This is a genomic window from Pseudomonas mendocina, from assembly GCF_900636545.1.
GTDB classification, from domain to species: Bacteria; Pseudomonadota; Gammaproteobacteria; order Pseudomonadales; family Pseudomonadaceae; genus Aquipseudomonas; species Aquipseudomonas mendocina.
Window position 1 is genome coordinate 4,813,829 of record NZ_LR134290.1, and the last position, 22,291, is coordinate 4,836,119.

General features: G+C 63.7%; 15 protein-coding genes. 11 read left to right on the top strand and 4 right to left on the bottom strand.

Annotation, left to right across the window (positions count from 1 at the left end):
- Positions 1-86: 86 nt before the first annotated feature.
- A complete protein-coding gene (locus EL191_RS22605; RefSeq protein ID WP_013717653.1) occupies positions 87-413 on the top strand; it encodes a hypothetical protein in 327 nt (108 codons plus the stop codon).
- Positions 414-535: 122 nt separating this feature from the next.
- Positions 536-2,320: a GspE/PulE family protein gene (locus EL191_RS22610; RefSeq protein ID WP_013717654.1), complete on the top strand. Its 1,785-nt coding sequence runs from the start codon at positions 536-538 to the stop codon at positions 2,318-2,320.
- On the opposite strand, the gene EL191_RS22615 is transcribed toward EL191_RS22610, so the two are convergent.
- Positions 2,295-2,981 (bottom strand): murein L,D-transpeptidase catalytic domain family protein, encoded by a 687-nt coding sequence (locus EL191_RS22615; RefSeq protein ID WP_391527724.1) that lies wholly within the window; start codon positions 2,979-2,981, stop codon positions 2,295-2,297. The two genes, EL191_RS22610 and EL191_RS22615, sit on opposite strands and share 26 nt — an antisense overlap.
- 147 nt (positions 2,982-3,128) lie before the next feature.
- Between EL191_RS22615 and EL191_RS22620 the strand changes: the two genes are divergently transcribed.
- Positions 3,129-3,383: an NfeD family protein gene (locus tag EL191_RS22620; protein WP_017363891.1), complete on the top strand. Its 255-nt coding sequence runs from the start codon at positions 3,129-3,131 to the stop codon at positions 3,381-3,383.
- Between the two features lie 87 nt (positions 3,384-3,470).
- The gene (locus EL191_RS22625; RefSeq protein ID WP_013717657.1) at positions 3,471-3,809 is read left to right on the top strand and encodes a DUF2388 domain-containing protein; all 339 of its coding nucleotides are present in this window, start codon (positions 3,471-3,473) and stop codon (positions 3,807-3,809) included.
- 75 nt (positions 3,810-3,884) lie between these two features.
- On the opposite strand, the gene EL191_RS22630 is transcribed toward EL191_RS22625, so the two are convergent.
- The 3 genes from EL191_RS22630 to desA all read right to left on the bottom strand — a co-directional run bounded on the left by EL191_RS22630 (position 3,885) and on the right by desA (position 7,907).
- Positions 3,885-5,210 (bottom strand): OprD family porin, encoded by a 1,326-nt coding sequence (locus EL191_RS22630; protein WP_013717658.1) that lies wholly within the window; start codon positions 5,208-5,210, stop codon positions 3,885-3,887.
- A gap of 425 nt (positions 5,211-5,635) precedes the next feature.
- A complete protein-coding gene (locus tag EL191_RS22635; RefSeq protein WP_013717659.1) occupies positions 5,636-6,607 on the bottom strand; it encodes a GGDEF domain-containing protein in 972 nt (323 codons plus the stop codon).
- A 109-nt stretch (positions 6,608-6,716) separates the two neighbouring features.
- Complete coding sequence (gene desA, locus EL191_RS22640; RefSeq protein ID WP_013717660.1) at positions 6,717-7,907, bottom strand: delta-9 fatty acid desaturase DesA; 1,191 nt, start codon at positions 7,905-7,907, stop codon at positions 6,717-6,719.
- Positions 7,908-8,074: 167 nt separating this feature from the next.
- Between desA and EL191_RS22645 the strand changes: the two genes are divergently transcribed.
- From EL191_RS22645 to EL191_RS22675, 7 genes are read left to right on the top strand one after another with little or no spacing between them, the layout of a single operon-like run.
- A complete protein-coding gene (locus tag EL191_RS22645) occupies positions 8,075-10,372 on the top strand; it encodes a putative bifunctional diguanylate cyclase/phosphodiesterase (RefSeq protein ID WP_041980328.1) in 2,298 nt (765 codons plus the stop codon).
- Positions 10,373-10,374: 2 nt separating this feature from the next.
- A complete protein-coding gene (locus EL191_RS22650) occupies positions 10,375-11,499 on the top strand; it encodes an HDOD domain-containing protein (protein ID WP_041980330.1) in 1,125 nt (374 codons plus the stop codon).
- 10 nt (positions 11,500-11,509) lie between these two features.
- Entirely contained in the window at positions 11,510-15,343 is a 3,834-nt protein-coding gene (locus tag EL191_RS24715; protein WP_041980331.1) for a PAS domain S-box protein, read from the top strand.
- Positions 15,340-17,262, top strand: a complete 1,923-nt coding sequence (locus EL191_RS22660; protein WP_041980332.1) for an ATP-binding protein — start codon at positions 15,340-15,342, stop codon at positions 17,260-17,262. Before EL191_RS24715 ends, EL191_RS22660 begins: the two co-directional genes overlap by 4 nt.
- Complete coding sequence (locus EL191_RS22665) at positions 17,259-20,156, top strand: CHASE domain-containing protein (protein WP_041980333.1); 2,898 nt, start codon at positions 17,259-17,261, stop codon at positions 20,154-20,156. The genes EL191_RS22660 and EL191_RS22665 overlap by 4 nt, the downstream gene beginning before the upstream one ends.
- Positions 20,149-20,535, top strand: coding sequence for a response regulator (locus EL191_RS22670; RefSeq protein WP_013717666.1), 387 nt, complete (start codon positions 20,149-20,151; stop codon positions 20,533-20,535). The genes EL191_RS22665 and EL191_RS22670 overlap by 8 nt, the downstream gene beginning before the upstream one ends.
- Entirely contained in the window at positions 20,528-22,204 is a 1,677-nt protein-coding gene (locus EL191_RS22675) for a diguanylate cyclase (RefSeq protein WP_041980335.1), read from the top strand. Before EL191_RS22670 ends, EL191_RS22675 begins: the two co-directional genes overlap by 8 nt.
- Positions 22,205-22,291 lie beyond the last annotated feature (87 nt).

The following is a 22,291-nucleotide window of genomic DNA, read 5'->3' on the forward strand; positions in this document are numbered from 1 at the left end:
TGAAACCTGGAATAGCCCAGAAAACCAGGCAGAACTTTTGCCGAACTAAGGCGGAAACTTAAGCAAAACCTGCCCGAGCTTCCGCCATGCCAGATACCACCCCGTTTCCGTCCGCCCATAACCGCCGCGATCCCTGGCAGGATCGTGGCGATGCCTGTGTCGAATACCAGCTGCGCACCGACGCCGAAGCCGACGTGATGTGCCGCCTGCTGGGGCTGTTCGCCCAATTGCAGTTATTACCTGAGGCCTTGCACATGGAACGCCTGCAGGATGATCTGCACATCAGCCTGCGCCTACCCGGCATCTCACTGCATCGCGCTGGCGTGCTTGCGCAAAAACTGCGCGGCCTGGTGTGTGTATGGGAGGTGTCCTGGCAGCATCTGGATCACAGCCTGGTAACTGAGGTGGCCTGAAGCGGGCATTCGATCACGCCAGACACTTCGCCCTCACGCAGCTTTTCGGGCATCCTAGCTCGGCTCAAAGGTCGTTGAAAAACGACCTGCTACCCTTGTTTAGGCCGACCCGAGGAGCCCGCATGTCCGCCTTCACCGCTACCGCCCCTGACCGTGTACTGGATCTTGGCGACCTGCTGCGCGAGCTGGTGGCCCAAGGCCGGGTCGAGCAGGAGGTGGCCGAGCAGTGCCTGGCGATTCGTCGCAGCTCGCTGAACAACGCCCAGCACCCTCTTGAGTTTCTCGCCGCGCAACAGGTCGACGACTTGTCTCGACCGGGCAAGAAGCTCGATCTGGAAAGCCTCACGGTCTGGCTGGCCAACTTCGCCGGCCAACCCTACCTGCGCATCGACCCGCTGAAAATCGACGTACCGGCCATCACCCCGCTGATGTCCTACGCCTTCGCCCAGCGCCACAAGATTCTCGCCGTGGCAGTGGACAGCGAGAGCGTGACCATCGCCAGCAGCCAGCCGCTTGTGCACAGCTGGGAAGCCAACCTGGTCCACGTACTCAAGCGCCCGATCAAGCGCGTGGTGGCCAACCCCAGCGATATCCAGCGCTTCACCACCGAGTTTTATCGTCTGGCGCGTTCGGTCAGCGGCGCCAATGCCACCGATCAAAAGGTCAGCGGTGTCGGCAACTTCGAACAATTGCTCAGCCTCGGCGCCCAGGACCAAGAGCCGGATGCCAACGACGCGCACATCGTCAACATCGTCGACTGGCTGTTCCAGTACGCCTTCCAGCAGCGCGCCAGCGATATCCACATCGAACCGCGCAGGGAACAGGGGACGGTGCGCTTTCGCATCGACGGCGTATTGCACACCGTCTACCAGTTCCCCGCGCAGGTCACCATGGCGGTAGTCAGCCGCCTGAAGAACCTCGGCCGCATGAACATCGCCGAGAAGCGCAAACCGCAGGATGGCCGGGTCAAGACCAAGACCCCGGACGGCGGCGAGGTAGAGCTGCGTCTTTCCACGCTGCCGACAGCCTTCGGCGAGAAGATGGTGATGCGTATCTTCGACCCGGAAGTGCTGCTGAAGAGCCCGGATCAGCTTGGTTTCTCCCCCGAAGACCTGCGCCGCTGGGCGAGCATGACCAGTCAGCCCAATGGCATCATCCTGGTCACCGGCCCCACCGGCTCAGGCAAGACCACCACGCTCTACACCACACTCAAGCAACTGGCGACGCCGGAAGTGAACGTGTGCACCATCGAAGACCCCATCGAGATGATCGAAGGCGCCTTCAACCAGATGCAGGTGCAGCACAATATCGACCTGAATTTCGCCAGCGGCGTGCGTGCACTGATGCGTCAGGACCCGGATATCATCATGGTCGGCGAGATACGTGATCTGGAAACAGCGGAAATGGCCATCCAGGCTGCGCTGACTGGCCACCTGGTGCTCTCCACCCTGCACACCAACGACGCCCCCAGCGCCATCACCCGCCTGCTCGAACTGGGCGTGCCGCATTACCTGCTCAAGGCCACCATTCTTGGCGTCATGGCCCAGCGCCTGGTGCGCACCCTGTGCCCGCACTGCAAGGCGCCGGTACAACTGGACGAAGATACCTGGAACGGCCTGACGCGCCCCTGGAGCTCACCGCTGCCGACTCAGGCGCACCACGCAGTCGGTTGCCTGGAATGCCGCGAAACCGGCTATCGTGGCCGGGCCGGCGTCTACGAGATCATGCTCATCAACGACGCGATCAAGCCACTGATCAGCGCCGACACAGACCTTACACTGCTACGCCGGGCCGCATTCAAGGACGGTATGCGCAGCCTGCGCCTGTCCGGTGCGCAGAAGGTTGCCGCGGGGCTGACCACTATCGAAGAAGTGCTGCGCGTCACTCCACAGAGCGAACAGCGCTAACGCTCGCACAGTGGAGATAGCGGCCTGCTTTCATCTGCGGGTGCCAGGCGAATAGGTACTGACCATCCTTGAGCTGATCCACCAGCACCCGAATCACCTCCTGCTGCACCGCAGGACAGCCCAGGCTACGCCCCATGCGCCCGTGTTTCTCGGCCCAGGCCGGCGCCACGTAATCAGCACCATGGATCACCAGCGCCCGGGCTCGCGCCTCATCGTTGAAACCGGGCTCCAGGCCATCGAGACGCAACGAGTGACCGTGCCGCCCCGTGTAGCTTTCGGCACCGCGAAACAGGCCGAGACTGGACTGATGGCTGCCGGGCAGATTGGAGAAGCGCTCGGCGAACAACTCGCCGGACTGACGACCATGGGCTACGAATTCACGCTGCAGCAGGCGCCTTTGCGCCAGATCGAAGACCCACATGCGCCGCTCCAGCGACGAGCGAGAGTAATCGATGACCGCCAGCCTCCTGGCCTTGCCGATCCCACCGCGCTCGGCACATCGCAGCGCCTGCAGCGCCTCCTGCAACGCACGCACCTCTAACTGCGGCGCTGCGCGTTGCAATACATCAAGCTGCCCGTCAGCCGCCGCGTACTGGCCCAGCACAATGGCAAGCAAAAACGCACTCGTCAGACGCCTGAATATGCCCAAGTTCACACCCATTGCCCGGCATCTGCCCACCTTGCGAAGGGGTCGGCGGCAGAGCGCGGGCCGCTGTGCTTAGATTGATGAATCTGGTAATGGAGTCTAAGCGATGCACACCGAAGGGCGATCAGCACACTGTCTGACTACAGGTAGCCGCGTCTTCTCATGATCACCTACCTGCAACATCTGTCGTTCTGGGATTGGCTGGCACTGGCCACCTTGCTACTGATTCTCGAGGTGTTCGGCGCTGGCGGCTATCTGCTGTGGATAGGCCTGGTGGCGGTCGGCATCGGCGCGCTGTCGTACCTCTTTCCCGATCTGTCCTGGGCCTGGCAGCTTCTATTGTTCGCTGCCCTGGCGGCGACCTCGGCGCTGCTCTGGCGGCGCCATCAACATCGCGCGCGCCGACTGCAAAGTTGACCAGCGTGGCAACCGGCCATCGCCTGCAAGGAACCACAAGCGGCCAATACGACTCCTAGGATAGGAACCACCTACAGGAGTTTCATCATGCGTGTAACGAGCCGTGCCGCACTGGCGTTCAGTGCCTGCCTGATCGCCCAGACAGCAGCAGCCGATGGCATGCTGCGCGATATTCTGTCCTCGGGCGCCACCACCGCCTCGACCTACCTGACCTTCAAGGATCGCAAGCTGGTCGCGGCGGCCGAAGAAGATGCCAGCAGCTTCGTCGCCAGTAACGGCGAAATTCGTGGGCCGCATCTGGAGGCCGCGATGCAGCAGTTGCGCAGCGCCAATCCGCAGCTGCAGAACGCCGACGATATGGCACTGGCCAGCGCCATTCTTGCGGCATCGGCTAACACGAGCGAGAACGTGGCGAGCGCAGAATGAAAAAAGCCCGCATCTTTCGATGCGGGCTTTTTCGTTACAACGCAGGCGGGGAGTGAAGTCCCCGCCAATACCGACTTAGAGCAGCGGCAGGGTGTAGCTGACGATCAGACGGTTCTGGTCGACGTCGGTTGCGGCGTTGCCACGCAGCACGCCGTAACGCCAGCCCAGACCCAGACCTTTCAGGGCGCCGTCCTGGAACACATAGTCCAGAGCGACGTCACGCTCCCACTCTTTGGCCTCTGTACCATCGGCACGCTGAACGTTGGTGCCCTTCAGGTAGGCAACCGAAGCTTTCAGACCCGGGACGCCGAGACCAGCGAAATCGTAGGTGTACTGACCGAAGGTGGTGCGCTCACCAGCACGGGTGAAGCTATGGGCCAGACGGTCGGTCAACAGATACACGCTGGCGCCTGCGGAACCTTCGATACCGCCCTGGTTCAGCTGTACGAAGTTGCTGTCCTCGGAAACACGCTGATAACCCAGCATGATCGCGTGGCTCTGCAGGGTGTAGGTGAAGGCTGCGCTCCAGGTGTTGTTATCGATCTCACCGGTGCCGTCACCGAAAGTTCTGTTGGCAGAATAGCCACCAGCACGGCCGGCAGCACTGCCGTTCTTGCCGTCGGAAGTCGTGCGGAAGTAACGCAGATCAGTCTTCAGGCTGCCCTCACCCAGCGCCAGGTTGTGGCCCAGGCCGGCGAAGTGCTGCTTGTAGTAGTCTTCAAGGTTGGCGTAGTAGTACTGCGCAGTCAGATCCTTGTTGATCTTCCAGTCACCACCACCGAAGTAGAACTTGTTGGAGGCCTGGCTGCCGCCATCCACGGCCAGACCGGTGCTGTTGCTCGACGCACGGCCTACGGCGTGCTCGATCTGGCCAGCGGTCAGAGTCAGGTTGTCGATTTCGTTGGAGGTGATCATGCCACCTTCGAACATCTGCGGCAGCAGGCGACCGTCGTTGGAGGTGAGGATCGGCAGTTTCGGCATCAGGGTACCGATGCGAGCCTCGGTCTTGGAGAAACGAACCTTACCGGTCAGGCCACCCTTGCTGAACTCGTCGACTGCGCTGCCGTCGCTTTCCAGCGGGAACAGAGCGCCCGGAGTGCGGTCACGACCAGTTTTGGTTGCACGACCACCACCGTCCAGACGCACACCCAGCATGCCAACCGCGTCAACACCAAAGCCCACGGTACCTTCGGTAAAACCGGAGGTGTAGTTGAGAATGAAGCCCTGACCCCATTCACGAGCGGCACCATTGTTGTCAGCAGTGTTCTTGACATCGTTGTCGAAGTAGAAGTTGCGCATGGTCACGCTGGCCTTGCTGTCACCGATGAAATCGGCAAAGGCTACTTGGCTCAGGCCCAGGGTGCTGGCGGCTACGGCCAGTGCCAGGGAGGTCTTTCTCATTATGTTTCTCTCCAGTGTGTTTAAGGTGACGCATCGTCCGGCGCAGACTTCGGCACGAAGAGGCAGGCCGGAACGAATGGGGCATACGCGCACGCGAGCCAGGACACGGCTAAGCCGGGCTCGAACAGGGCGCGTGAAAACTCAGGAAGAACGGAACAACGGCGAACGCAGTGAGGCGGCCGAAATGAGGAGGGCAGAGTGATGCATGGTGAGTACTCTCTCGTCGTTGTTATTTTGCGCCGACATCCTGCCGGCATCTGGCGAGGCCTATGCAGATAGCGCGCCAGCTCCTCCGAACGGGCACACAAGGCTTCTAGAACAGTAGGTTACAGTTTTTCTGCAGAGGCGTGACCGGTCAGTGACAACTCTCTATAGGCAATTTTCCGCCGACCACACCCCTCTCTCAGGCGGAAAATCGCCAATGGCTATCCGAGCACGATCTGGTTCTTGCCTTGCCGCTTGGCCAGGTACATCGACGCGTCGGCGCGCGCATAAAGAGCATCGAGACTGACATCGGTTGCCAGCAGGCTGGTCAGGCCCTGGCTGACGGTGATGCCAAAGCTGGAGCCCTCATGCTGAAAGCTGAGGCGTTGCACCTCGCGCTGAAGTCTTTCGGCCACCTGCAAGGCCACGTCCTGCTCGCACCCTGGGAACAAAGCGGCGAACTCTTCCCCGCCGATACGCCCGAACAGATCGCCGCGACGCAAGGCATTGCTGCCGCATTGAGCCAGGCGACGTAACACCTCATCGCCGATCTGGTGGCCGTACTGGTCATTGATCTTCTTGAAGTCATCAAGATCGAGTAGCAGGAAGGCCAGCGGGCTGCCGAACTTGCGCGCATGCTCGAACTCGCGACGGGCACACTCGAAGAAGTGCCTACGGTTACTGCTCTGGGTCAGCACGTCGGTCGTGGCCAGACGATGCAGCTCGCCCTCCAGCCGTTTCTTCTCGGTGATGTCTTCGGCAATACCAACGATCACCCTGCCCGGCTCCGCACCCGGTCTGGGGCTTACGAAGCACTTGTCACTGAGCCAGCGCAGTTGGCCATCAGCGCGAATGATGCGGTACTCGCGCGACTCCACGGCTCCGGTTTCCAGCACCTTGGCCAGGCTTTCGGCGGCGTAATCGAGATCATCCGGATAGATGCTGTTGCGCCACTCGCCATAATCGGCCAGCAACAACGCGGCAGAGCGTCCAAAGATACGCTCATAGGCCGGACTGACGTAGATCATCCGCTGTTCGTTCCAGTCGAAGGCCCAGAGCACCGCGTTGACGCTACCCAGCAGGCTGCTGAACAGCTGCTCGCGCTCACCCAGGCGTTCCACTTCAGCCCGACTGTGCAGCAGAGCCAGGGTCAGTTCTTCCAACTCGGAAACAGCGTTGCCTTGATCGTCCATTACAGCGGCCATCCCGCCTCGCCTCGCATTGAATTGAGCATAGTGCGAGCCGTTGGACAAACACAAAGGCCCGCCAGTTCGGCGGGCCTTCGATGAGAGCGAACGGAGATCAGGCTGTCGCGGCGGAGGGGCGTAGCGAGTAGGTCTTGAGCTGCTCGGCGAACTCTCGCAGCGACTGGATGCCACTGGCCTCGGCTTCGTGCACCCACTGCTTCATGGCCTCGAGCATGTCGTGGCCATTACTGCTGGTCTTGACCCAGATCTGCTGCAGCGCCAGGCGCTTCTCGTAGATCACCTTGAGCGCCTGGCTCTGCGCCAGCATGTCGGCAATGCGTGCATGATGCTGCTCTTCCAGCAGGCTTGGCTCACGCGACAGCAGACGTTTGGCACGGCTGAACAGGTGACGAACGGATTCGTCGGCCTTGGCTACTTCCTGCTTGACCAGCGGCGCAATCACCAACTTGCGATACTGCGCCATGATCTGGAAACGGTTGTTGAGAATGGCCATGGCGGTGTCCATGTCCAGGTGGCCCTTGCCCTCGACACGATGGGCGATGGGCGCCACGCGCTGCACCTTGGCCAGGCCAAGGAAGCTGAACAGCTTGATCCAGGCCCAGCCCATGTCGAATTCCCACTTCTTCACCGACAACTTGGCGCTGTTTGGATAGGTATGGTGGTTGTTGTGCAGTTCTTCGCCACCGATGATGATGCCCCACGGCACCAGGTTGGTAGCGGCATCGCGGCATTCGAAGTTGCGATAGCCGACGGCATGGCCCAGGCCGTTGATCACGCCGGCCGCCCAGAACGGAATCCACATCATCTGGATCGCCCAGACGGTCATACCGAGCACGCCGAACAGAGCCAGGTCGATGATCGCCATCAGGGTCACGCCGCCAATCGGGTAGCGGCTGTAGACATTGCGCTCGATCCAGTCATCCGGGCAGTTCTTGCCGTAGATACGCAGCGTTTCCTGGTTCTTCGCCTCTTCCTGATAGAGTTCTGCACCTTTGCGCAGCACGGTGCTCAGCCCTTTGATGACCGGGCTATGCGGGTCATCGACGGTTTCGCACTTGGCGTGATGCTTACGGTGAATCGCGGTCCACTCGCGGGTGTTCTGGCCCGTGGTCAGCCACAGCCAGAAACGGAAGAAATGCTTGAGCGCAGGGTGCAGTTCCAGTGCCCGGTGCGCGGAGTAGCGGTGCAGATAGACGGTGACGCTGACGATGGTCACATGTGTCATCAGCAGGGTCGCAGCCACCAGCTGCCAGACCGACAGGTCGAGTAAACCGTTGTACCACATAGGCGGTGTTGCCTCTTGATAGGGAAACGCGGTTGTCCTACAAGGACGAACCAGATCACATTATCCCTGACCCATGCCAGAAAACCAGTTGGTCTTTTAGATAAGAATGTTTCAGACCCAGCCCATCTATACTGCCCAACATTTCCAGGGAGCTTAGCCGCCCACTCATGCTTATCGACACCGCCGCCTTGCGACTGACCCTGGGCTACCTGCTATTGGCTGGTCTATGGATTCTTCTCAGCGATCAGCTACTCGCGGCTCTGGGGCTCTCCGTGGCGCAGCAGGAGCGCCTGCAGTCACTCAAGGGCCTGTTCTTCGTCGCACTCACCAGTTCGCTTCTGTATCTCGTACTGCACCGCCATGCCCGGCAGTATCGCAGCGCGCGCCTGCAACTGGCAGGCAATGAGGAACGTCTGCGCCTGGCGCTGGACGCCACACGCGACGGACTGTGGGACTGGGACGTGTCGAGCCGACGCGTGTTCTTTTCCGAAGGCTACGCCAAGCTGCTCGGGCTGACCCCGCAGACGCTTGGTGACACCCGCGAGGCCTGGGCCGAACGCCTGCATCCGGATGACCAGGAGCGCGCACTGCATGCGCTCAATGCCGAGTTCGGCGAGCAGCATTACGAGAATGTCTATCGCCTGCGCCATGCCGATGGCAGCTATCGCTGGATTCATTCGCGTGGCCGCCTGCTGCGTGACGAGAAAGGCCAACCACAACGCTTCATCGGTATCGCCAGCGACATCACCCGGCAGCGTGCCATCGACGACAGCCTGCGCCAGGCCGCAGCCGTGTTCGATGCCACCCAGGAAGGCGTTCTGGTCACCGATGCCAAGCAATGCATCGTTCACGTCAATCCGGCCTTCAGCCGTATCACCGGCTACAGCAGCGAAGAGATTCTCGGTCAGCACCCCACGTTGCTCAAATCGGGTCGCCACGACGCTGCCTTCTATCACAGCCTGTGGCATGCCCTGGAGAATCGCGGTGCCTGGAGCGGCGAGGTGTGGAACCGGCGCAAGAGCGGCGAAATCTACCCACAGTGGCAATGCATCCGCGTGATCCATGACGAGCAGGGGCGTGTCAGCCATTACGTCGCGGTGTTCTCCGACATCACCGCACTCAAGCGTTCGCAGCGTGAGCTGGATTACCTGGCGCACCACGATCCACTGAGCAACCTGCCCAACCGCCTGCTGTTCACAGAACGCGTCGCCCACGCACTGGAGCGCAGCACGCTCGAGGAGCTGCGTGGCGCAGTCCTGCTGATCGACCTCGATCACTTCAAGCACATCAACGAAAGCCTGGGTCACAACGTCGGCGACCTGCTGCTCAAGGGTGTCGGCGAACGCCTGCAGCAGGATTTGCCCAGTGGCAGTACCCTGGCCCGGCTGGGCGGTGACGAGTTCGGCCTGCTCAGCGAGAACTGCGCCGAAGCCGCGCAGGCAGCCGAACTGGCACAGCGCCTGTTGCGCAGCCTGGAGCCCCCTTTTCGTCTCGACGGCCACGAGCTCTACATCGGCGCCAGCATCGGCATCAGCCTGTTCCCCGAAGATGCCGACAGTGTCGAGCAAATACTGCGCAATGCCGACTCGGCGCTGTTCAAGGCCAAGAGCAGCGGCCGCGAGGGCTATGCCTTCTATGTGCAGGAACTGACCGACTACGCCCGCCAGCGCGTGGAGCTCGCCAGCAGCCTGCGCCATGCCCTGGACAATCAGGAGCTGCGTGTCTACTACCAGCCGCTGCACGACCTGCGTGATGGTCGCCAGGTTGGCATGGAAGCGCTGGTACGCTGGCAACATCCGCAACGCGGACTGATCCCTCCTGGCGAGTTCATTCCGATTGCCGAAGACAACGGCATGATCGGCGTTATCGACGCCTGGGTGCTGGAACAGGCCTGCCGCCAGATGGTGCGCTGGAATGCCGAAGAGCATGCGTTGAGTTTCGTCGCGGTGAACGTCTCCAGCCGCCTGTTCAGCCGCGGTGAGCTCGACCTGAAGGTCGCCAGCGTGCTCGCCGAAACCGGACTGCCGCCCGAGCAACTGGAGCTGGAAGTGACCGAAAGCGCGATCATGGAAGACCCTGACGCCGCCCTGAAGCTGCTCACCAGCCTGCGGGCACTGGGCGTACGCCTGGCGATCGATGACTTCGGCACCGGCTACAGTTCGCTGGCGCGCCTCAAACGCCTGCCGGTGGACAAGCTCAAGCTCGACCAGAGTTTCGTGCGCGGCCTGCCCGACGACCCCGAGGACGCCGCCATCGCCCGTGCGGTGATCGCGCTGGGCAAGAGCCTGGGTCTGAAGGTCCTCGCGGAGGGCATCGAACAACCGGCTCAGGCCGACTTCCTGCGTGAGCTAGGCTGCAATTATGGCCAGGGCTATCACTTCGGCCACCCGCAGCCGGTACCAACTGCCTCCGTCGACACGCCACTCAACGAAGCGAAAAGTAGCCAGTCCAGCACGAGGAGCTGAACATGCGCGTGCTGATACTCGAAGACGATCCTTGGATCGCCGATCTGCTCAAGCAGATCGTACTTAGCCTGCGCCCCGGCGCTCGAGTTGACTGCCAGGCACGCGTGGCGGACGCCATTTCGGCCTGGCAACGGGAGCCGGCTCAGTTGGTGATCGCCGACTGGAGCCTGCCGGACGGTAGCGGCACTCTGCTGCTGCAGGCCGTACGCAGCCAGGATCGCGAGGTGCCGCTGGTGATGATCACCGCCCGAGCGGATCGCAACAGCGTGCTCGAGGTACGCCCGCTGGGGATCAATGCTTTCATCAGCAAGCCCTTCCAGGTTCCCAAGGTCCTGGAGTGCCTGCAGCGGCTGCTGCCCGAGGCACCCGCCCCCACTGCAGCACCACCAGGCGAAGAACAAGATTTTCTTCAGCACCTGGGCGCATTGCGCGACGAGGACATCGATCTGCCGCTGCGCGATGATCTCCGCCAGCAACTGCTCGCCATCACCGAAGCATCCACCAGCCTGCAGCAGCTAGGCGACCTCTGGCAGCAGGATCCGGCTGTGCAGGCGCGGCTGGTTGCAGCCGCTAACAACCCGCTCTACAACAACACAGGACAGCCCTGCAGCAGCCTGGCCGACGCGGTTCGCCGACTGGGTGCGGCCACCGCGCTGAACCTTGTCCAGGGCTTGGCGCTACGACCACTGGCCAGCCTGCAGGACGCAGACCTGAAAGCCCTTGGCGAGAGTCTGCTGCAAACGCAATTGACCTTGCGCCTGAGGGTCGCGGAACTGGCCAAGGCCTGCCAACTGGACCCGGCGCCACTGCAATGCGCGGCCATGCTGCAACGCATGGGTGAGCTGGCCGTGCTGCAACAGGCGCAGAGCTGGCGCCAACGCGGCCTCGAGCTGCACGAGGGCCATCTGCAACAAGCTCTGCACCAGTACAGCAGCGAGCTGGCCAACCGCCTCAAGGTGCATTGGCGTCTACCCATTGGCCTGCGGGAGTTGATCGGTGCCTGTTATGGCCTGGCGCCCGGCAACGCGCGCCGGGAGCCCATCCTCATGCGTCTGGCCACGGTCGAAATGCACAGTGCCGATAGCCAGCAAGTGCAGCGCTTGCGCCGCCTGGCCGGGCTGACCTGAGGTACGTCCGATGAACATGCCGAGGCTGGTTAGGCGCGGGTTCGGCCGCTGGAGCGCCAGCCCGCGGGATGCTGGCCGCAGAATCGTCATTGGCGGCAGTTTATGCCTGGCGCTGTTCTTCGCCTTTCTCGGGAGCCGTGCGCTGAACGAGCGCGAAGCCCTCTGGCAATTGCAGATGGGCAAACAGGCGGAGATTCAGCGTCTGGCGCTGAACAGCACTCAACATGGGCTGCAGGAACGCACGCAACTGCTGGCTGAAACCATCGCCGCCGACGCCTGGGTGACGGAGTTGGTGCGCCAGGCCCATGCCCTGCCGGCGAGTGATCATGAAAGCCTGGCCAGCATCCGCAGCCAGCTCTACACCCGTCTGGCGCCACGCTGGCGCAATCTGCAAGCGCATCAACCGTTTCGCCTGTACGTACACCTGGCGCCTGACGTCAGGGTGCTGCTGCGCGTGCACGAGCCCGAGCACTTCGGCGATCTGCAGATCGGCTGGCGCCCCATGGTCCGGGAAGCGCTGCGCAGCGCCAGAAGCCAGGCCGGCCTGGGCCTGAGCCGGGGCAGCATCGGCATGCGAGCGATCGCCCCGCTACTGGCTGACGGAGCCAACGGGCCCGTTCAGGTAGGGGCCATCGAAGTGGCCATGGGCGTGCTCGAAGACCTCGCGCAACTGGACCGGGAGTTCGACAGCGGCGTCGCCCTGCTGCTGCGCGAGGATTTGCTGCTAAGTTCGGACAGTGGCGAAGAGCTGCGCGGCCTCGCCGGTGAGAGCCAGCGCTGGCAAATGATGGGCCATTCGCGGCCACAGGTGCTGGCCTGGCAACAACAGCAAAGCCTGCCCGCACCAGCAGCGGGCGATAGCGTACGCCTGCTGGGCGACGGCGAACGCCATTATCTGCTCAACCAGGTCGCGCTACGCAGCTACCAGGAACTTCATGCGCCCAGTCAAGGGCCATTGGCGGTCGCGCTGATCTGGCACGACATCAGCGATCAGTACAATGTGCACCAGCGCGACAAGCGCTGGCTGGTGATCAAGTGGCTGCTCGCCTGGTGCGGCGCCGAAGCACTGCTGCTGGGCCTGCTGCGCAGCACTCGGCGCAGCACCCAACGCCTGATGCAGCGTCAACAGGCAGCGCTACGCGCGCTCAATGAAATTGCCGCGCTGCCCAGCCTGACCCGCACCGAGCAATTGCGCCAGGCTCTGCGCCTGGGCGCCGATCACTTCCGCATGCCGCTGGGCATCATCAGTCGCATCGAAGGCGAGCAGTACCAGGTGCTGGTGCAGGTGTCGCCCGAGGGCACGCTGCGCGACGGCCAGCAGTTCGAGTTGGGCGATACCTACTGCAGCCTGGCGCTGCAACAGGACGAGGCGCTTGCCATCACCCACATGGCCGATTCGACTCACCGCGGCCACCCCTGCTACGGCCAGTTCGCCCTGGAAAGCTACATCGGTACCGTGGTCCGGGTCGGCGGCAAGCCCTTCGGTACGCTGGCTTTCGCCAACCGCGAACCGCGCAAGCGCCCCTTCGATGAAGCCGACCGCGACTTTCTCGGCCTGTTCGCCCGCTGGGTCGGCGCCATGCTGGAACGTCAGCAGCAGGAGCACGCCGTACGTTCCGCCCGCGCCTACCTGCAGGCGGTGCTGGATTCCGCCACCGGCGTTTCGATCATCGCCTCCGACAGCACCGGCACCATCACACTGTTCAATTCCGGCGCTGAGCGCCTGCTCGGCTACCGCGCCGAGGAGATGGTCGGCCTTCGCACTCCGGCGGTCATTCATCTGGAGGAGGAAGTCCAGGCGCGTGCCGCTGAACTGAGCGCGACGGCAGGCCGGCCAGTGGAGGGTTTTGAAATATTCGTGCACAACGCCCGTGGCGGCGAGCCGGAAACCCGCCAGTGGACCTATCGCCACAAGGACGGCAGCCTGCGCCAGGTCAACCTCACCGTCAGTGCCATGTTCGACGAGGGCGGCCAGATCACCGGATTCCTCGGCATCGCCAGCGATATCAGCGAGCTGCTGCAGACCACCCGCGCCCTGCAGAAGAGCGAGAGTCGCTTCCGCGGCCTGGTAGCGAACCTGCCGGGCGTGGTTTATCGCTGCGCCGACGACGCGCAGCGCAGCATGCGTTACGTCAGTGACGAGATCGCCAACCTCTGCGGCTACCCCGCCAGCGATTTCATCGACAACCACGTACGCAGTTACTCCAGCATCGTTCACCCTGACGACCTGCCCAGCACCCAGCGCGCCAGCGAGGCGATCAAGCGCCAGGAAAGCTTCGAGCTGACCTATCGCCTGCGCCATGCCGAGGGACATAACGTCTGGGTTCGCGAGAAAGGCCGCGCCGAATACGACAGCCATGGCCGGCTGCTGTGGATCGACGGTTTCATCTGGGATGTCAGCGAACGCCAGGCCATCGAAGAAGAACTGCGCCTGAGCCAGCAGCGTTTTCTCAACGCCTTCAACACTGCCCCTCAAGGTATGGCCCTGGTTGGGCCGGACGGCCGCTGGCTGGAAGTCAACGCCGAGCTGTGCCGTATGCTCGGCTACAGCCGCGAGGAACTGCAGGCACGAACCTATCAAGAGGTCACCCATCCGGACGATCTGGACGCCGATCAGCAGAACGTGGCGAACCTGCTGGCCGGGCGGATCAGTGCCTACCAGATGGAGAAGCGCTACCTGGACAAGCAGGGGCGCACACTCTGGGTCCTGCTCAGCGTATCGCTGGTGCGTGACGGCGAAGGACAACCGGTGCATTTCGTCTCGCAGGTCCAGGCCTTCAGCGACCGCGTCGCCGCCGAGCGAGCGGTGCGCGAGCGCGAACACTACCTCAGTACCCTGCTCGACAACGTGGTCGATGCCATCGTTTCCATCGACGAGCAAGGCCGCATCGAGACCTTCAATCATGCCGCCGAGAAGATATTCGGCTATCTGCAGGACGAGGTCGCCGGCCAGAACATCACTCAGCTGATTCCGGACTTGGCCGGTGAGGTGCGACAAGGCTGCGCCCTCGATGAGTTCGGTGAAATGGACGGTGTGCGCCAGAACGGCGAACGCTTCCCCATGGAGCTGGCGATGTCGCAGATCAGCCACCAGGGCCAGCGCCGCTTCATCACGGTGATCCGCGACATTACCGAGCGCAAGCGCATCGAGCAGATGAAGAACGAATTCGTCTCCACCGTCAGCCATGAACTGCGTACCCCGCTCACCGCCATCGCCGGCTCGCTTGGCCTGATCAACGGCGGCGCCCTCGGCGAAGTGCCGCAGGCCATGCGCCAGATGCTGGCGATTGCCCACAGCAACAGCCTGCGCCTCAGCGCGCTGATCAACGACCTGCTGGACATGGAGAAACTGGTCGCCGGCAAGATGCAGTTCGACCTGCAGGCGCGCCTGATGCAGCCGCTGCTGGAACAGGCGCTGCTGCACAACCAGCCCTATGCCGAACAACATCAGGTCGAGTTGCGCCTGCAGGTCGAAGACGACGCCCTGGTAAACGTCGACACCCAGCGCCTGGCCCAGGTAATGGCCAATCTACTGTCCAACGCCGCCAAGTTCTCGCCCTCCGGCGGCAACGTCGTGGTGTGCCTGCAGACGCTGGGCGAAGCACTGCGCGTCAGTGTGTCGGACAACGGCCCCGGCATACCGGAAGCCTTCAAGTCGCGCATCTTCAGCAAGTTCTCCCAGGCCGACTCCGGCGACACCCGCCAGCAGGGTGGCACCGGCCTGGGACTGGCCATCTGCAAGGAAATCATCGAACGCATGGGCGGACACATCGGCTTCGACTCGTCCCCCGGCCAGGGTGCTACCTTCTGGTTCGAACTACCGATCACAGGGAGCGCGTCATGAGCCAAGCCCCGATTCCCGCCAACGAGCAGGAGCGCCTGGCGGCCCTGCGCGCTCTGGAACTGCTCGACAGCCCGGCCGAAGCGATGTTCGACCACATCACCGCGCTGGCCGCGCAGATCTGCGAAACCCCTATCGCCCTGATTTCGCTGATCGACGCCCAGCGCCAGTGGTTCAAGAGCCGAGTCGGCCTGGATGTCGCGCAGACCGAGCGCGAACTGGCCTTCTGCGCTCATGCGGTGCATGCCGACGCCTGGCTGGAAGTGAGCAACGCCCTGGACGATGCGCGCTTTCGCGACAACCCGCTGGTCACCTCGGAGCCGCATATCCGCTTCTACGCCGGTGTGCCGCTACACGACGGCAAAGGCCTGGCGCTCGGTACCCTGTGCGTGATCGACCGCCAGCCGCGCCAGCTCGACGACCACCAACGCACCCAGTTGCAGCACCTGGCACAACTGACAGGAGAACTATTCGAGCTGCGCCTGCAGGCACGTCGGCAGGCCGAACAAAGCGCCATGCACCAGGCCATGCTGGACAATGCCGGCAGCGCAGTGCTGGTGCTCGACCCACAGGGTCGCGTACTGCGCGGCAACCCCGAAGCGCAACAGTTGCTGGATTATCCACCCGACGATCTGGAAGGGCAGTACCTGCCACGACTGCTGCTTGAAGCAGGCCAATTCGAACGCCTGTGCGCGGCCTCCAACGCCGGGCCGCAGAGCACCGAAGGGCAGATGCGCGCCCGCAATGGAAAGAGCCTGCCGGTGCGCCTGAACCTTTCGCCGATCCGTGCGGCGGGCCAGCCGCTGCAGGGCTATCTGCTGGTAGCCAACGACCTCAGCCAGCGCGAGGAAGCGCGCCAGCGCCTGCAGCGCATCGCCGCGCAATTGCCCGGCATGGTCTATCAGTATCTGCTGCGCGCCGATGGCAGCAGCTGCTTTCCCTATGCCAGCGCCGGCATCCATGACATCTATGGCTGCAGCCCCGAAGAGGCCTGCGAAGACGCGCAACCGATCTTCGCCCGCCTGCACCCGGACGACGCCCCCGCAGTGCGCAGCGACATCGCCCGCTCGGCGGCGAGCCTGGCCACCTGGCAGCAGGAGTTCCGCGTACTGCATCCACAACGCGGGCTGATCTGGGTCGAGGGCCATGCCGCGCCGCAGCGTCTGCCCGATGGCGATACCCTGTGGCACGGTTTCATCAGCGATATCAGCGAGCGCAAGCGCGGCGAGCAGCTGCAGAACGAGTTCGTCTCCACCGTCAGCCACGAACTGCGCACCCCACTCACGGCCATCGCCGGCTCGCTCGGGCTGATCAACGGCGGCGCCCTCGGCGAGGTGCCGCAGGCCATGCGCCAGATGCTGGAGATCGCCCAGAGCAACAGCCAGCGCCTGCGCCATCTGATCGACGATCTGCTGGACATGGACAAGCTGGTCGCCGGCAAGATGAATTTCGATCTGCAGCCGCTGGACTTGCGCCCACTGCTGCAACAGGCGCTGCGCAACAACCAGCCCTATGCCGAGCGCCACCAGGTGCAACTGCAGCTGTTGGCAAGTGCCGACTGTCAGGTCATGGCCGACGCCCAGCGCCTGGAACAGGTACTGGCCAACCTGCTGTCCAATGCCGCCAAGTTTTCCGCAGCAGGGCAAACCGTCGAGCTGGCAGCTGGATTCGCGGAGGGCTGGGTGCGCATCAGCGTGCGCGACTACGGCCAAGGCATCGCCGAGGACTTCAAACCACGTATCTTTAGCAAGTTCGCCCAGGCCGATGCCGGCGACACGCGCCGCCAGGGTGGCACCGGCCTCGGCCTGGCGATCAGCAAGGAGATCATCGAACACATGGGTGGACGTATCGGCTTCGACTCCGTGGAGGGACAAGGCAGCACCTTCTGGCTGGATCTGCCGCAAGTCGGGGTGCAGCCATGAGCGACAACATCACGCTGCGCCTGCAACTGCTCGGGCAGCTGTTCAGCCGCAACAATCTGCTGGCCTGGGGCGTGCTGGCACTGGCGCTCGGCACGACGCTGCTGGCCTGGGACAGCTTGCGCCAGAGTCAGAGCGCGTCCGCCTCACGCCAGCTCGAGCTCCTTGCCGACGAAATCAGCGAGGCCATCATCCAGCGCATGCATAACCAAGAAAGCATCCTGCTCGGCGCCGCCGCCCTGCTCGATGCCAGCGAAGCGGTCAGTCGCGACGACTGGCGCGCCTACGCACGTCGTCTGAACCTGGAAGAACGCTACCCGGGCATCCAGGGCCTGGGGTTCAGCCAGGTATTGCCCACCGAACAGCTGCACGCCTTCGAAACCGAGATGCGTGCCGAGGGCTACCCCAACTTCCGCGTGCGCCCGCTTGGCGAGCGCACGCAGTACAGCGCCATCCGCTATATCGAGCCTTTCGCCGGACGCAACCTGGCCGCATTCGGCTTCGACATGCTGTCCGAACCCGTGCGCCAGGCCGCCATGCTCAGCGCCGCACGCAGCGGCCAGAGCCGTCTCTCCGGCCGCGTCACGCTGGTGCAGGAAACCCACGGCAAGGTCCAACCGGGACTGTTGCTGTACACCCCGGTGTACCGGCATGACCAACCGCTGGACACTCCCGAGCAGCGCCTGGCCGCGCTGCGCGGCTTTGCCTACAGCCCCTACCGCGCGCACGACCTGATGCACGGCATCCTCGGTGCACGCCAACGCGACCTGGAGTTCGAACTCTACGCCGGCCCCGATACGGCCGCCGCCGACCTGCTCTACAGCAGCGCTGACAACGCCATCGATACGCCTGCCGACACCCAACGAGAGCTGGAACTGTTCGGCCAGCGCTGGTACCTGAATTTTCACTACGCCCCAGGTTTTCTCGACGCCGCCCACCGCGGCGAGGGCTCACTGCTGGCGTTGGGCGTCTGCATCAGCCTGTTGCTGTTCTTTCTGATCAGCAGCCTGAGCCTGCGCCGCGAGCAGATACAACAGCTGGCCGAGCGCATCACCGAACAGCTGCACCGCAGCGAAGAGCGCCTTGCACTGGCGCTCAAGGGCGGCAATGACGGTTGGTGGGACATCGACGTCAAGGCCGGCAGCTTCTTCGCCTCCGCCCACGGCTGGCAGATGCTCGGCTATCCGGAGCAGGGCCCGCCGGGTTTTGCCGATGCCCCCTGGGCCTGGGAAAACCTGGTGCACCCGGACGATCTGCCCGCAACGCGCGCCCGTCTGAAACAGGCGCTGTCCGCGGGCGCCAGCAACTTCACCCTCGACTGCCGCCTGCTGTGCGTCGACGGCAGCGAACTGCCGGTGTTGCTGCGTGGCTATATCCAGCGCGATGCCAAGGGTTATCCGCTGCGCATAACCGGCACCACCATGGACCAGAGCGAAGCCAAGCGCATCGAGCGCCTGAAGAGCGAATTCGTCTCCACCGTCAGTCATGAGCTGCGCACCCCGCTCACCGCCATCGCCGGCTCACTCGGGCTGATCAACGGCGGCGCCCTTGGCCCGGTCCCGGAGAGCATGCGCACCATGCTGAGCATCGCCCAGGCCAACAGCCAGCGCCTCAGCCACCTGATCAACGACCTGCTGGACATGGACAAGCTGGAGGCCGGCAAGATGCAGTTCGACCTGCAACCCTGCAGCCTTGCCGAGCAGCTGCAGGAAGCGCTGGACAACAACCAGGCCTACGCCGACCGCAATCAGGTCCAGCTGCGCCTGCTCGACTGCCTGCCGGCTCGCGTGCGGATCGATGCCATGCGTCTGCAGCAAGTGCTGGCCAACTTCATCTCCAACGCCGTGAAGTACTCACCACCCGGCGCCGAGGTCAAACTGCGTGCCGAGCGCAGCGGCCCGCGGGTGCGCGTCGAGGTCATCGACCGAGGACCGGGGATCGCCGACGAGTTCCGTCAGCGCATTTTCAGCAAGTTCTCCCAGGCCGATGCCAGCGACAGCCGAAGCAAGGGTGGCACCGGCCTGGGCCTGGCAATCAGCAAGGAGCTGATCGAGCGTATGGGCGGCCAGATCGGCTTCGACTCGGTCGAAGGCCAGGGGGCCTGTTTCTGGTTCGAGCTGCCGATGCTGAGCGAAGCCGCCCTGCCCACCTCCGCCGACGGCCGACGTAGCCTGCTGGTGGTCGAAGACGAACCGGACATCGCCAGCATGCTGCGCCAGTTGCTGGAGGACGCCGGCTACCGCGTGCGCCTGGCCCACAGCCTGGACGAAGCGCGCGCCTGCCTGCGTGAGGAAATGCCCGCGGCCATCAGCCTCGACCTGCGTCTGCCGGACGGCAACGGCCTGCAACTGGTGCAGGAACTGCGTGCCGATGCGCGCTACCGCGAGCTGCCGATCCTGGTGCTTTCCGCGGCCTGCGAGGAAGGCCGCCTGGCGCTCGAGGGTGCGCCGGCACTGGACTGGCTAAGCAAGCCGATCGACCCACAGCGCCTGCTCGGCAGCCTCGCCCTGGCCCTGCAGGACCTGCCGCAGAGCCCGCGCGTGCTGCATGTCGAGGATGATCACGATCTGCGTCTGGTGGTCGCCGAACAGGGCCGCGAGCTGGCCGAATTCGTACCTGCCGACAGCCTCGCCGAGGCGCGCCGCCTGCTCGCGCAGCAGCCTTTCGATCTTGTTCTGCTCGACCTCGGCCTGCCCGACGGCAACGGCCTGGAGCTGGTCGACGAACTGCAGCGCCAGCGCCCGGGTCTACCGGTAGCCGTACTCTCGGCCAGCGAGATGGACGGCGGCGAGTTGGCCGGGGTAAGTGCGGCGCTGGCCAAGTCACGCAACGATGGACAACACTTCCTGCACCTGCTCGATCGTCTATTACCCGCCAAGGAGACCGGTCATGACTGAGCTCAAGCGCATCCTTCACGTCGAGGACGACCCCTCGATCCAGGCTGTGGCCAAGGTGGCCCTGGAAGCTGTTGGCGGCTTTCAGGTACTGAGCTGCTCCAGCGGCCAGGACGCGCTCGATCAGGTACAGGGCTTCGCCCCCGACTTCATCCTGCTCGATGTGATGATGCCCGGCATGGACGGCCCCCAGACACTGGAGAAGCTGCGCGAGCTGGTGGACATCGACAGCGTGCCGGTGGCCTTCATGACCGCCAAGGTACAACCCGGCGAGGTGGCGCATTACCGCAGCCTCGGCGCACTCGACGTGATCGTGAAACCCTTCGACCCCATGCAACTCGCCGCGCAGATACGACAAATATGGAGCCAGCGCCATGGATAAGCAGGGCAATGCCGTCCCGCAGACCCTGCAGCAACATCTGCAACAGCTTGGCCAGCAGTTCGCCGAACGCCTGCGTCAGGAGCTTCCGCAGCTGACGCAGCAGGGCGAACAACTGCGCGAGGCCGGCGACGAGCAACGCGGACACCTGCTGCGCGCGCTCCGTGACCAACTGCATCGCCTCGCCGGCAGTGCCGGCACCTTCGGTTTCGACCTGCTCGGACAGCAAGCACGAGAGCTGGAGCAACAGGCCGAACGCTGGCTGGAACAGCGACAACGCCTGCAGGACGACCTCGGCGAGTTCATCGCGGCGCTGCAACGCCTGGGCAACCAGACCACCGGCGGCGCAGCAGCGGGAACCACGCAGCAGCAAAAGCAGCAGGCGCCACGCGGAGAAACCGAGACCCGGCTCATCTACATCCTCGAAGCCGAGACGACCGTGGGCGAGAACATGCGCCTGACCCTGAACAACTTCGGTTATCAGGCCGAGCACTTCAACTCCATCGCCGGTCTCGACGCCGCACTGGAGCAGCAGCTGCCGGACGCGCTGATCGTCGACATCAATTTGGCCAACGAAGACTGCAACGGCCTGGAATACGCCGCGCGTCTGCAGCAGCGCCTGGAAATCCCCCTGCCGCTGCTGGTGCTGACCCGCCAGCATGACTTCGCCACGCAGTTGCAGGCGGTGCGCGCCGGTGCGCTGGGCTTCTTCACCAAACCGGTGGACATCCCGCAACTGGAAAGCCGCCTGGAGCGCTGCTTCGCCCAGCAGAGCGGCGAACCCTACCGGGTGCTGATCGTCGATGACGACCGCGACCTGGCCAGCCGCTACAGCCTGGTGCTGCGCGACGCCGGGATGCTGGTGGAGATCCTGCAGGACCCTGCACAGATCTTCGAGCATCTGCGCGATTTCAACCCGGAGGTGGTGCTGCTCGATGTCAACATGCCGGACTGCACCGGCCCCGAGCTGGCGCAGATCATCCGTTGCAACGACGACTGGCTGCGCATCCCGATCATCTACCTGTCGGCGGAGACCGACATCGCCAAGCAGATGAACGCGCTGATCAAGGCCGGTGACGATTTCGTCACCAAGCCGATTTCCGACAATGCCCTGGTCGCCGCCGTGTTTTCCCGTGCGCAGCGTGCCCGCCTGCTGTCCGATGCCCTTTCGCGCGACAGCCTGACCGGTCTGCTCAAGCACGGCGACATCAAGGAACAGGTGGCGATCGAGCTGGAACGCGCGCTACGCACCGGCGACCGCGCCAGCGTGGTGATGCTGGACATCGATCACTTCAAGCGGGTCAACGACGAACATGGCCACGCGGCCGGCGACAATGTCATCCGCGCGCTGGCCAACCTGCTACGCCAGCGTCTGCGCCGAATCGACAGCCTGGGGCGCTATGGTGGCGAGGAGTTTCTTGCAGTACTCCCCGATTGCACGCCGCAGCAGGCCAAACAAATCGTCGACGAGATCCGCGAACGCTTCGCCGAGCTGCACTTCATTGCCGATGGTGGCGAATTTTCCTGCACCCTCAGCGCCGGTGTCGCCGGCACCGACGTGCACAGCCAGGCCGAGCAACTGCGCGAGCGTGCTGACAAGGCGCTATATGCGGCCAAGCATGGCGGCCGCAATCAGGTGCAGACAGCGGCATCGGAAGAGCATCGCAGTTGAAGCCGCTCCCTCGGGGTGTGGAGCTTGATCGCTCCCGCGCTCTGCGTGGGAGTGCTGTTACAGGCGCTCTGCGCCTGTGGGACGCGA